Genomic DNA, 12,919 nt, shown 5'->3' on the forward strand with positions numbered 1-12,919 from the left:
ATTGTTCTCCCCCAGTTTCATTACCGATTCATCCTAAATTTCGTTAATGTGATGACACTTGCGTGTATACTTTTTCTTTGCTGTTCCGTTGGCCAATCCCTGGATGGCTGCGGGTACTTTTATGCTATTTAAAGTCACTGTTGAACGACTTGGAATGTCTTGCGTTCCACTACCGTATAACCGTCATTGAGCAAAAAGAGTACATCATAAGTGCCAGGGGCCAGTCCATTGTTTAAACTAACTCTTCCAGATCCAGACATTAAATAACTCCATCGTAAAGATGCACCCGCACCTGGAGGAACAGCTCCAGTTCTGTAGATGCCGACCCAATCTTTCCCGTTTAACGCTGCCCCAGTATAGGATAGGGTAATAGATTCCCCTTGGATGTACTGGGATTTGTCTAGTGTTATTTGGCCTGTAGCTACTCCAACTGCTTGAACAGTTACGTTAATGCTTGTTGTCAATGGAACGCTGTTCGGGTTTTCAACTCCAGAAGGCAGAGTTACGGTCCCTGGCACCGAGAAGGTCTGCACCGTCTTGATAGCCGGATCGTAGCTAACGCCGCTTAAATTCCAAGTCACACTTGCGTCCACATTTCCTTTATCGGTCGCAAGAATTACTTCTGTGGGCAATCCAAGAGCTTCCGCTGTCTTGGCCGTTCCGTTGTTCGCAGATACCGATGCCGGCGCAGTGATGCTGTTTAAATTAACTTTTTGAGCCTCAATTTCAATGTCTTGCGACGAACGATTATACATGGAATCGTCAGCGAATACCCTGAGTATATATGGAGTAGTCGGCGACAAATTTGTAAACTTATAATGCCTGTATTCATCGAACGGCTTGTCTAGTGGAAGCGAAAGGCTGTTAAACGATTTGTCCACTTTCCCCGTAAGCTTGTTGATAAGCTGAATATTATATTCCAAAACGCGCACATTGTCATTTGCTTGCTTTATTGTAAAAGCAAGTTCGTTGTTTTTGTAGGAATCGACCGTAATACCCTCTTCAAACTCCGGAGCTATGAGTTCTCTTATATCGCTCCTGCTATAGGTAAAGGCCTCTTTACCTTCACCAACGATTTTTACTGAAGGTGTGCCTACATATTCATCTGTACTTAAGTTATACTGTTTAATGATAATTTTTGAACCGTAAACCTCTAAGAAATTCACAATGCGAGGTGTGGTTTTATAGTTGATATACGAGCCTTCTAAATATCCACCGTAAGGACCATCATCAATATAACTTGAATATGAACTCGCACCGCTGTCGAGAAATGTAGCCGAACCTTGATAGTGAGAACGTTCGTCGGTCGGGTCGTATTGGGTATGACCTGACATATATACCACCTGCGACAAGTCATTGTCGGCAATATATTTACCTACATTATTACTTGCTGCGCTGCTCCATCTCCCTGACCACACTGTTCCACTTATAGGGTAGTGAGAAGATACAAATATGGGTTTGGTTGGATCGTAATCCGCTTCTGTTTTAATTTGGTTGAGTAAATCTTTGGTTTTTCCCACTGTATTGTCGTTGTTATAATTTCCGTCAAAACCTACAATATTATATCCTTTTACCTTTACCCTATAAGCACTATTAAAGAAATCGTTATCGTATGAATTCGTTAAGGCGTTCCACGCGCCCGCCGAACCGACAGGTATAAATTTTTCGGCGCCGCCCATATCATGGTTGCCTCGTACCATATAAAGCTTCGTATTGTCAAACAGACCCTCATCTTTAAGTTTATTGTAAATGTCTGTCAGATTTTTCATCCACACATATTCATTGGCGTTGTTACCACCGGTAACGTCGCCAGGAATAAAGAGTACGTCGGCTTGTGGGAATAGTCTCAGTTCTGTTCTGTAATCTTTTTCAATGCGCGCGATTGTTGCGGGATTAGCACTTACTTCCGGATCGCTGTCCACAATCATATTTAAACCGGCGGGAGTTAATGTTTTATTGCTTTTTTGATAGATGAATATGGCGTTGTTTAGTTCACGTTCGTAATAATTGATGGTTTCCTGTGTATATAATTTTACTTTTTGCATTGTTGCAACCTTAGTTGCCGTATTAAAAACTTTCTTCAAATAATCAAAATCGGTTTGGCTGAAGCCGTTACCGAGACCGTCTGCTAATATTATATTTGCTTCTGATATTTTGTCGTTAAGTGCTTTTAAATCTACTTTATTTACAGCGTAACTATTATAATTAGCTTGAACCATATCACTGCTAAATGCACCTTTCCAAACATTCAGATCAGCTATATCGAATGAATTACCTCCATTTTTGCCCGATCCGTCGCTACCTATATTTAATGGGTTCGATGTATCTAAAGTTCCGACCCCCAGCGATGTTTCAGTCATTTTGTAACCATCAATATACAACGATCCGAGCATTTTATCTCTGTCTACAACAAATGTCACATAACGCCAATGGGAAGCATTAAACGTGTCACGCCCAAATTTTACTGATGAGGTCGGGAATCCTAAATTCATATTGACCGAATTGGCTGATGTATAAATCGCCCAGCCTTCGTTAGTGCTCTTAGTAAAATCCTTGTTTGATAATATTACCTGATTATTGTTAGTGTCACCCTTATACCAGAAGGATGTGGTAAAACTTTCATGACCAAAATTCAAGCTATGCGTCGTACCAACATAATTACCGTCTCCACTTTCTAAGTGCAGAGCTTTGGTCCCGGGTAATACACCTTCTACATAACTATAATTTCCTTTCCCTTCCAATTTCTCTTGATTTGCATCGTCCGATAAATTATTGTCGAATTTCATTGATGCAATAAGGGGATTAGCATTTACTACTGCATTTGTGGGCAATGAAATTTTTCTGTCACCATTTGATGGTAAAGCAACAACAACGCGCAATTTTTTACCAATATCATTTAACGTTACGGTGTAGCTTTTGGATGTACCACCCGATTTTACATTAATATATTGATCGCTTATACGTGATTTCTGTACTTGCCATTGAAATGTTAGGTTTTTTCCCATTGAACCATGACCCATGATTACATTGGCGGTGATCGTTTGACCGTAAACAGGCTGCATATTGTCGATTTTAACGAGATTGGTACCCGATTCGTTTGCAAGTGCATCTTTGGTGGTTGATAACATAACGAATATCATCGTTAATACGAGAGAAATGGATAAAATTCTTTTCATTACAGAAAACCTCCAGGAATTCTAATTTTCTACGATTACTGCGAATTGTTCTAAAGTAGAGACCAACTTTTCTAAGAAATTATTACTTATAGCTTGAATATGAATATCACTTATAACAGGGAAAACTAAATCGTGTTTATTTCCATCCGAATGAACAGAGATCTATGGATACATATTAACGTTTGCCCGGTAAATCGAATTTTGTTGTCCCTCCCTTGTTGGACAGTTTTTGAGCTAAATTCACAAGCATTGATCTTTACAACTCTTGCTACAAGGTTTCCACCCAATTTAACAGATCAACTCACTGAACATTTTCCCAATATTAAGTGAATTCAATATAGTAAAGCAGATTACAACAATTAATAAACTTTGAAAAAAAGTTAAATATCAATAGAATATTGTTCCTCCTTTTCCTAAATGAGCTTAACTTCCTTACGACTTCTTCTCCTAGTGAAGTCAGTCACGCTTTAGAATTTCAATTTATTTTTTCAGTGAGATGGTGAAAAATATCACATGGACAATTATATAAGTACTATGTAAATTGAACATTAATTCTAAATTATCAATTATTAATACAACCATTTGTGTTAAGTAATCCGTAATGATAAAAACTATTAACCTTAAATACTTTCCTCATAAAGTAAATCAAATAAGAAATACCAAAGTCCATAAAACGATATACCCTTCCTCCTCCTAACCTTAAGCCAAAATTGATTTTCAACGTCTAAATAAATACGAAAAAGTTCAAGAAAAATTACGTTCTTGAACTTAAGTAGATGAATTTGAACTCATGTCTGCTAGCTATAATTTTTGGTGTCCTATCTATCATAGATCCTACTAGATTAAAAAAATTGTTATATAATTAGTAAAAATTAGCCATTAATACATCTTTATTATTGACCTTATGTAAAGTAAACTTAATTTTTATGTCCACCTATAAACACTATTAAGAAATTCTTAATAATATATAATGTTTTTTTAATGTGCAAATCAAGTGAATACATTTTTATTGTCTACCAATTAATCGAATGATAATTCTAAATAAAAAAGAGCTCCAAGTAAAAGCCATTTTCCTTGGAACTCTTTTTTTATTTAGTTTTTCATTTATGCTTCCACAACATCCGTTTGCTGATAAACCTCTTTTTCAAATTCTCCTGTAGCCTTACTTGTTAGGATACCCGATGTCATTGCCCCACTAACGTTTAGAGCTGTACGGCCCATGTCAATTAGAGGTTCAACTGAGATTAGTAATCCAACGATTGCGATTGGAAGATTCATAACTGATAGTACGATAAGAGCTGCAAAAGTTGCTCCTCCACCGACACCAGCTACACCAAATGAACTGATTGCTACGATTAAGATTAGTGAGATAATAAATGATGCACTTGTTGGATCAACACCAGCTGATGGAGCCACCATTACAGCTAACATTGCTGGGTAGATACCAGCACATCCATTTTGACCGATTGAAAGTCCAAACGAACCAGCAAAGTTTGCAATTCCTTCTGAAACTCCAAAGTCTTTTGTTTGTGTTTTGATTGTCATTGGTAATGTTCCAGCACTTGTACGTGACGTAAATGCAAATGATAAAGTTGGTAAGGCTTTTTTCACATATCTTACTGGGCTTAGTTTTGCAAATGATAATAATAATAAATGCACAATAAACATTACGATTAAAGCCACATAAGACGCTATTACAAACTTACCTAATTTTACGATTGCATCATAATCACTTGTTGCTGCTACTTTTGTAATGATTGCTAAGATTCCATAAGGTGTTAAACGAAGAATTAACGATACAACTCTCATCGTTACTGAATAAAGTGTATCAATTATTTTAGCAAAAAACTCTGCAGTTTCAGGCTCTTTACGTTTTACTCCTAAGTATGCAATCCCCACAATTGCTGCAAAAATTACAACTGCAATTGTAGATGTTGCACGTGCACCAGTTAAATCTAAAAATGGATTACTTGGAATTAATTCAAGGATTTGTTTAGGAATTGTCATCGCTTCTACAGTTGGCACACGGCCTTGTAATTCTGTAATTCTAGCAGTCTCAGCAGCACCTTCTGATATTTTGATTCCATCAAGTCCAAATCCTAAAGCAGATCCTATTCCAATAGCTGCTGAAATTGCTGTTGTACCAAGAAGAATCCCAATAACAAGGACACTAATTTTACCGATATTCTTAGTTAACTTTAATTTTGTAAACGCTCCAACAATCGAAACGAATACTAGAGGCATGACAATCATTTGTAATAGTTTGACATAACCGCTACCAACAATGCTAAACCAGTCGATTGTTCCGACTGTAACGTCATGTTCAGTTCCATAGATTAAATGAATAATATAACCAAAAATAAGACCTAAACCTAAACCAGTGAATACACGTTTTGAAAAAGATACATGCTTTTTTTGCATAAAATACAAGCCATACATAAGTACTAATAAGATAACAACATTTACGCAGATAAGAAATGTATTCATTTTTCTCCCCCTTTTCTTTTAATAATTTAATTTACGAAAATACTAATACAAGTATTCCTATAAATCAAGTAGGATTTATTAATATTTTGTAAAATTCCTACTTTTTTATCATTTAGACACAATTTAGCTAGAAATCTATTTCTACTTAATTAATAGCGTTTCACCATGTTCATCAAATGCATGCTTAAAATCAAAAGCAGTAGGAGTTGGTCCATTTTGAATGTAATAGTCATATCTTTTAAAGGCCTCTTCCCACGATATATCGCTTTGTTTCTCGGTCCACCAAACAACATATGAAAGATGTTTCTCTTTATAAGATTCCATCCATTTACTTCGATCTTTCAACGCTTGTTTATGGTGTCCAGAGTACGTAAAGCGATATAAGGATTCTAGATTCTTCCATACCGTTAGTGTAAGGATAGGATAGCCGTCTCCCTTACTAGCTTCTTCAGGGAGAGCGATTCCATCAGATGAAAACGCATCAATCATGTGACCTGATTTTGTAGCCTGACGAAAGACATCATTTCCTACAGAAAAAAATTGACGAGAGGCAGAGTGGTCATATGGGTGTTTTAGCCTACCAACTGTATAGATTGCAACAAAAGCCATAAATAGTCCTCCATAGACAGGTTTTATTAAATTTATATTCAAGTAAGCTTTTATTTCATAACTAATTCTTTTTTTCAATATTTTTATATTTTGTAGAGAATTGGAGTAAGTAGAAATCCTTGTAAACTTTTTTGAATATCGAATTCAGTGTTCTGTAGACAGCAAAAAAGACAATCACCTAGGATTACTCCCTTTTGATTGTCTCTAAAAATAAATTATAGTTTAATCCTAATTGAGTTTTAACAAGATTAATGGCTATTCCCTAATACTTTTTAACTGGTTTTGTATCATCTGTTACGGTTGGGTTAAAACGACTACATCACAATGGGACAGCCCTTTTTTCATTCGTCTAAAAATACTAACTTATTAATTGATAAACCTTGAAAAATACCCAAATAAAAATCACTAACCAAATCAGCAAAATTAATGATCCGACTATCCAATTTTTAGGTTTACCTTGTTTCATCATTTCTTCTGCTTTCATTTCACAGTCAACTATTACATTGTCTGGTATCAACTTTAAAGAAATATATATACCTATAGGAATGAGAATAACATCATCTAAATAGCCTAAAATTGGAATGAAATCAGGGATTAAATCAATTGGACTAAAAGCATATGCTACTACACAAACTATGAATACTTTTGCATACAACGGAACACGTTCATCCTTGCATGCAAAATAAAGTGTGAAGACTTGTCGCTTTAATTTTTTCGCCCATATTTTTAATTTTTTAAGCATTTTTTCTCCTATATTTGCGTTTTAACTCATTATATCAAAGCTTTTAATGAAAGAGTCACGAAAATTAAAACAAATGTTTTACCACTAAGTCTTGAGCAAAAATATAAACAAGCCATCCTATAATGCCAAGTCCGATTGAAGCAACTAAGTGCATTGAGTGCTGAAGCGCTACTCCGATAATCAATAACATAACGACCGTTCCTGGAATCCCAAGTACAACTCCATATGCAAATTTACTTAATGTTTGTACTTGTTCGCCCTGAACATTTAGCCAAATTAAACTTAAAAGACTTACGATAGGCAATGCCGCAATCAATCCACCTTGTGTAGGGAATCGGCGTGCTATTTCAGTAATAACTCCGATAATAATTGCGGAAGTAAATATTTTAATAATCGCGTACATTTTGAGCTCTCTCTTTCATTAAATTAAATGCTTTTAATATCGTTTCTCTTTCTTGTTCTGTCATCTGTTCAAAAAGAAGCTGTTGAAGCTTTTCTTCATTTAAACTTGAATTTTGTAACAAAACTTCTTTCCCTAAATCAGTAAGCATTAGAATTACTTTTCGTTGATCAATCTCACCACGAGTTTTATAAACATATTCTTTTTCTAGTAACCGTTTAACATGTTCTGACGCTGTATTGTGAGAGACTTTAATTCCTTCAGCAATATCCTTTATCCCAACTTCATCTTCTTTATCGATAATTTGTAAAATCCGAACACTTTGGTGCGTAATATTTTCTTTATGCTTGTACCGTAAAAGATAGTAAACATCAGTCCATAATTGATTCAGTTGTTTTATTTCTTTATCCATGTTGATTCTCCTTATATCGTATAATACGATTAATTCTTATTTGTAGATTATATCTTATAATACGATATATGTAAAATATAGGATTAAGGAAATTCTGGGAAAATACAATATACAATGGACTGCAAATAAAATCTGAGAATCGCAATTAAAACAAGAAATTACCCATACCAGTTAAGGTATTATGACCTAGAAATTGTACGATAGAAGTTACTTTCAAATAGAAAACTAGCAAACATGGTTCAATTCTTTTCATTTTAGAAAAAAATTGATAAATACCTTAAAAAAGAGCAATCAGATCAACTCACTGTTTTTAGATTCGTCCACTTCCCTAGTATTTCTACAAAAAAAAGGGCGTCCCTCCGTCAGTTAACCTGACTTACGGGACTGCCCCTATTAAATTCTTAAATAGAAATAGGTGGTAATGTATTCCCTGTTTCAAGTAAGCTTTTTAAGTTACTTAAAATTGCAGGCCAGCCATTGTTTAATCCTTCAAACGTATCATCACGATCTACTAAATCAGTAGGTTCAAGATTTTCATGTTTCAGCGTTAATCTAACTGTTGACTCTAAATCTTTCAACATAAATGTAACGATTGATGGTTCTTTACGGTTCGTCGGATCGTTTGTATGATTCCATGTGAATGAAAGTAAACGATATGGCTCACATTTTAGAATCGTTCCATAATCTGTAACTTCACCATTTCGTAAATAAGAAACCGTTGAGCCTACTTTCCAATCAGATTCAATTGCAGTTCCGAAAAAGTATTTTTCAGTAAATTGAGAGCTTGTTAAAGCTTCCCATAGTTTTTCGGGTGTAGTTGCGATGTATGTAACATAAACAAATTGTGGTTTATTCATTGTTATGATCCTCCTCAAGTTTTTTTAATTCACTTAATGTATCTAAGCGATTATGTTCATACTTGTTGATCCATCGCTTTGAAATTTCACTAATTGGTACAGGATTAAGATAGTGAAATTTATTTCGACCAAGCCACTCTACTACAACAAGATTTGCTTCTTCTAGTATCACTAGATGTTTAGTTACTGCTTGTCTGCTCATTTCAAGATGTTGACATAATTCAATTAATGTTTGGCCGTTATTCATAAATAGCTCATCAAGCAGTTTTCTTCGACTTGAATCGGCAAGTGCTTTAAAAACCTTATCTATCTCATTCGACCTCCTCAATATTTATATATTAAGCAACTAATTAGTTGCATGTCAAGTTCATTAGATCTTTTTTGAAGTTTAAATTACTAATAGAACAAAATTCATTTTAAAAAAACAAGATTCTATTAAAATAAAATGTTTTAAAACAAATGATTCCTTTTTCCAAAAAGTGTTATTAGCAGGATTTTCTTACATTCGACAAGAATATTTATTGGAGAAAGAAGAGGAATAAATAATTACTAATGAGTAGACGATCACTGACAATAATAAATATAAATGGACAGCGAGGGAGCAGATGAGTAACACAGTAGGAAACGCTTATGAGATTTTAGAGAGAGTCACTGATGGATTCTTTGCATTAGATGTTAATTGGAATTTTACTTATGTAAACTCAGCAGCTGCCCGTCTACTTTTTCGTAAACGGGATAACTTGGTTGGTAAAAATATATGGAGGGAATTTCCTGAAGCAATAGGGTTAGCATTTTATAAGCATTATCATAAAGCGCTGCATGAACAAAAACAAGAAAATTTCGAAGCATATTTCCCCCCACTCAAGATGTGGTTTGAAGTGAAGGCATACCCTTCATTGAGCGGTTTAAGTGTATATTTCCAAGATATATCAGATAGGAAGCGATCACAAACACAAAAGGATGAACATTACAAATCCCTTTATGAACAAAATCCAGATGCAGTATATTCTTTTGATTTAAATGGAAATTACCTTAGTGTAAATCCAGCTATGGTAAGAATGTTCGGATATAGTGAATCAGAGTTATTGCAGATGTCATTTGTACCTCTAGTAAGTAAAATAGACTTGGATCGAGCAACGGAACATTATAAAAGAGCTACGAAAGGCATTACCCAGAAATATCAAGTAAAAACATTGCATAAAAATGGCACTGTTGTCTATTTAAATGTTACAAATATGCCGATTATTGTCAACGGTAAGATAGTTGGAGTATATGGAATTGCAAAAAATATCACAGATCGGCAATTGGAGCAGGATGAACTACGCAAAACGAAAGAAAGACTAGAATCTTTTGTACACAACAATGCAGATGCAATTTGGGTTATTGATTTGGAAAATCGAGTTTTAGAGATTAATTGTTCATTTGAAACAATGTTTGGTTATTCAGCGGAAAGAATTATAGGGAAAAACTTACCGATTGTTCCCGATTTTCTAAATGACTTTATTCAAGAAGTACATAGTAAGGTAAGGAATGGTGTATCTGTTGTTGGTCTAGAAACAATTCGAAAATGTATGGATGGTAGTCTGATTCACGTTAGTGCAACTCTCTCTCCTATTGTTGATTTGAAAGGAAATGTGATAGGGATCACAGGAATTTGTCGTGATATCACCTCAAGAAAAAAAGCAGAGGAAATCCTCAAAATAAAATCGAAACAACTTGAATCATTTATTGAAAACAATGTAGATAGCATATTAATTTTTAATCAGAATGGTCAAGTAGTTCATTCTAATAAAGCATATGAGACAATGTTTGGTTGGACAAGAGAAGAGATACAGGGTGTCCATTTGTATGAATTGGGCTTTATTCCGGACGAAATTATGGTAGAAGTCAAACAATTTGAAGGTAAGGTTAAGCGAGGTATGTTTATTTTCGGAGAAGAAACAATCCGTGTTCGAAAAGATGGGGTTAAGGTAAATGTTATTTTATCAGCAGCGCCTATTCACGATGCACAAGGTAACTTGGATGGTTGGTCAGTAACTTTAAGGGATATTACGGAGTGGAAGATGTCTCAAATAATGTTACAAAACACCGAAAAACTATCTGTTGCTGGTCAATTAGCGGCAGGAATTGCCCATGAAATCCGAAACCCGATCACCTCTATAAAAGGATTCATTTATTTGATGAAGAATGGATTTGGAGATAAAGAAGAGTATTTTAATATTATGTCGTCAGAATGTGAACGAATCGAAGGAATTCTTAGTGAACTACTTATTCTAGCAAAACCACAAATTAATAAATTGGAACATATAGATATTCAATTGTTATTAACTCAAATTATCGTTCTATTAAAAACGGATGCAATTATAAATAATGTTGACATTATCACTGAGTTTCTAACGGAAGATATTCATATTAATTGTGATGAAAATCAAATGAAACAGGTGTTTATCAACTTTATTAAAAATGCAATTGAAGCTATGAAAAAAGGTGGAAAATTAACTATTCGAACCCAAAAAAGAGATGAAGAAAAATTGATGGTCCAAATTATTGATGAAGGCGGCGGGATGTCCGAGGAAACGATTAGAAAGTTGGGGCAACCATTCTATACTACGAAAGAAAAAGGAACGGGCTTAGGTTTTATGATTAGTAAAAAAATCATTGATAATCATTTTGGCGAAATCAATATTGAGAGTGAAGTAAACAAAGGTACAATTATTGAAGTTATCCTACCGTTCGCAAATAAAACGGCCAATTATTCAACTGAGATTGCCATCAATTGATAAAAATTAACTAATAATTAACAATAAATGAAATGGATGTATGGATAAGTAAATAAAAAAGTTGTATTCCTTAAGTTTTAAAAGTGAATTCAGAAGAAAAAAAGAGAAATTGCCGAAACAATTTCTCTTTTTCATTCTATTAACCTGCAAGATCATTCGAAGGTCTAGCAGGTTGTTCTCGTTTCCCTGGTTTAACAAAGATCATGGCAACCATTCCTAATGTTACTGCGATTGATGCTGCGATAAACATTGCACTGTATCCATGTTTTGCGACTAGGCTACCAGTTAAGGTTGGTGCAATAATTGTAGCTAGGTTTGCGATGAAATGTGTTACGCCACCAAATGTTCCAGCTTTTTTTGGTTCTGTATCTAATACTACTGTCCAATAAATTGAGTTTGGTAAATAGTTAAATGCATTACCAATACACATTAAGATTAAGACTGCTGTAGCACTTTGAACTGTCGGAATCAGCATGAAACAAATTGCTGTAAAGAATAATGAAATAACTGTGAACCAAGATCTAGCAATTCGTAAATTCCCTGTTTTTCTAAGAAGTGAATCTGATATTTTCCCGCCTAGTAAACCTGTAAAAATAGCTCCAATCCATGGGATCATTCCAACAAATCCTAGTGATGCTAATGAAAAACCGAATTCATCTTGTAAATATTTTGGCGTCCAAGTAAGTAATAATATATTTACATATAAAAAGGCAAAATAACCAATTGCATTCATTACTAGATTAGGATTTTTGAAAAAATAGTACCACGGTGTAGATTCTTGTTCACTTTTTCCACTAACCGGATTATTTAAACGGATGATCTCAAGTTCTTGTTTTGTGACGTTTGGATTTTCTTCTGGTAGGTTTGTAAATACTTTAGACCAAATAAATGCCCAAATTAAACCAACTACACCAAGAATAATAAATGTCACTTTCCAACTTGCAACTGATAATAGAGCAACTACGATTGGTGCAGTAATCAGTGCTCCTACTGGTGTACCTACTAAACCAAGCGCAACTGCAAAGCCTCTTTCTTTCGGAGAAACCCAGTTTGCCATTGTTTTATTCATCGTTGAGAGGGTAGGCCCTTCTGCAAGTCCGAATAATACTCGGAAAACTGCAAATCCAGCTAAAGCTGACCCACCAAATAAAGTCGCACCTAAATTCCCAGCAAATACAGTGCCTAATTCAAAAATTGACCAGGCAGTTGCGGCAAGTAACCACATAAATTTAGGTCCTTTTTTGTCGGCGAAAGCTCCGCCAAATAAAGCTCCAAATATATAACCATATCCAAAGTAACCTAGGATTTCACCCCAACTTATAGGACTTAATCCAAACTCTTTAATTATCTCTGCCTGTGCATATGCAATTGCACCTCGGTCGATATAATTAACGATCGTGATCAAAATGATCATAAAAATGATAAAGAATCTATAATTATTTTTCATTAAAAGATA

10 protein-coding genes are annotated in these 12,919 nt (G+C 34.7%); 1 reads left to right on the forward strand and 9 read right to left on the reverse strand.

Annotated elements, in window-relative coordinates; translation table 11 throughout:
• Positions 1 to 134 precede the first annotated feature (134 nt).
• The 8 genes from V5E38_RS14830 to V5E38_RS14865 form a co-directional block, all read right to left on the reverse strand.
• Positions 135 to 3,176: a LamG-like jellyroll fold domain-containing protein gene (locus V5E38_RS14830; protein WP_499210592.1), complete on the reverse strand. Its 3,042-nt coding sequence runs from the start codon at positions 3,174 to 3,176 to the stop codon at positions 135 to 137.
• A gap of 1,104 nt (positions 3,177 to 4,280) precedes the next feature.
• A complete protein-coding gene (locus V5E38_RS14835; RefSeq protein WP_499210593.1) occupies positions 4,281 to 5,663 on the reverse strand; it encodes an L-cystine transporter in 1,383 nt (460 codons plus the stop codon).
• 141 nt (positions 5,664 to 5,804) lie between these two features.
• Positions 5,805 to 6,272, reverse strand: a complete 468-nt coding sequence (locus tag V5E38_RS14840) for a DUF3291 domain-containing protein (RefSeq protein ID WP_499210594.1) — start codon at positions 6,270 to 6,272, stop codon at positions 5,805 to 5,807.
• Between the two features lie 358 nt (positions 6,273 to 6,630).
• Positions 6,631 to 7,014, reverse strand: coding sequence for a YkvA family protein (locus tag V5E38_RS14845; RefSeq protein WP_499210595.1), 384 nt, complete (start codon positions 7,012 to 7,014; stop codon positions 6,631 to 6,633).
• 64 nt (positions 7,015 to 7,078) lie between these two features.
• Complete coding sequence (locus V5E38_RS14850) at positions 7,079 to 7,417, reverse strand: DUF3147 family protein (RefSeq protein ID WP_499210596.1); 339 nt, start codon at positions 7,415 to 7,417, stop codon at positions 7,079 to 7,081.
• Positions 7,401 to 7,826: a MarR family winged helix-turn-helix transcriptional regulator gene (locus tag V5E38_RS14855; protein ID WP_387330821.1), complete on the reverse strand. Its 426-nt coding sequence runs from the start codon at positions 7,824 to 7,826 to the stop codon at positions 7,401 to 7,403. Before V5E38_RS14855 ends, V5E38_RS14850 begins: the two co-directional genes overlap by 17 nt.
• 401 nt (positions 7,827 to 8,227) lie before the next feature.
• Complete coding sequence (locus V5E38_RS14860) at positions 8,228 to 8,683, reverse strand: SRPBCC family protein (protein WP_097978097.1); 456 nt, start codon at positions 8,681 to 8,683, stop codon at positions 8,228 to 8,230.
• Complete coding sequence (locus tag V5E38_RS14865) at positions 8,676 to 9,011, reverse strand: ArsR/SmtB family transcription factor (RefSeq protein WP_499210597.1); 336 nt, start codon at positions 9,009 to 9,011, stop codon at positions 8,676 to 8,678. The genes V5E38_RS14860 and V5E38_RS14865 overlap by 8 nt, the downstream gene beginning before the upstream one ends.
• A gap of 277 nt (positions 9,012 to 9,288) precedes the next feature.
• On the opposite strand from V5E38_RS14865, the gene V5E38_RS14870 reads away from it, so the two are divergent.
• Complete coding sequence (locus V5E38_RS14870) at positions 9,289 to 11,463, forward strand: PAS domain-containing sensor histidine kinase (protein WP_499210598.1); 2,175 nt, start codon at positions 9,289 to 9,291, stop codon at positions 11,461 to 11,463.
• Between the two features lie 139 nt (positions 11,464 to 11,602).
• On the opposite strand, the gene V5E38_RS14875 is transcribed toward V5E38_RS14870, so the two are convergent.
• Positions 11,603 to 12,910, reverse strand: coding sequence for an MFS transporter (locus tag V5E38_RS14875; protein ID WP_499210599.1), 1,308 nt, complete (start codon positions 12,908 to 12,910; stop codon positions 11,603 to 11,605).
• Positions 12,911 to 12,919 lie beyond the last annotated feature (9 nt).

This window comes from Rossellomorea sp. GAMAL-10_SWC (genome assembly GCF_049568075.1).
Classification (GTDB): Bacteria; Bacillota; Bacilli; order Bacillales; family Bacillaceae_G; genus Gottfriedia.

Coding starts and splice junctions, on each gene's coding strand:
- V5E38_RS14830 (WP_499210592.1), bottom strand. CDS start 3,176: ATGAAAAGAATTTTATCCATTTCTCTCGTATTAACGATGATATTCGTT.
- V5E38_RS14835 (WP_499210593.1), bottom strand. CDS start 5,663: ATGAATACATTTCTTATCTGCGTAAATGTTGTTATCTTATTAGTACTT.
- V5E38_RS14840 (WP_499210594.1), bottom strand. CDS start 6,272: ATGGCTTTTGTTGCAATCTATACAGTTGGTAGGCTAAAACACCCATAT.
- V5E38_RS14845 (WP_499210595.1), bottom strand. CDS start 7,014: ATGCTTAAAAAATTAAAAATATGGGCGAAAAAATTAAAGCGACAAGTC.
- V5E38_RS14850 (WP_499210596.1), bottom strand. CDS start 7,417: ATGTACGCGATTATTAAAATATTTACTTCCGCAATTATTATCGGAGTT.
- V5E38_RS14855 (WP_387330821.1), bottom strand. CDS start 7,826: ATGGATAAAGAAATAAAACAACTGAATCAATTATGGACTGATGTTTAC.
- V5E38_RS14860 (WP_097978097.1), bottom strand. CDS start 8,683: ATGAATAAACCACAATTTGTTTATGTTACATACATCGCAACTACACCC.
- V5E38_RS14870 (WP_499210598.1), top strand. CDS start 9,289: ATGAGTAACACAGTAGGAAACGCTTATGAGATTTTAGAGAGAGTCACT.
- V5E38_RS14875 (WP_499210599.1), bottom strand. CDS start 12,910: ATGAAAAATAATTATAGATTCTTTATCATTTTTATGATCATTTTGATC.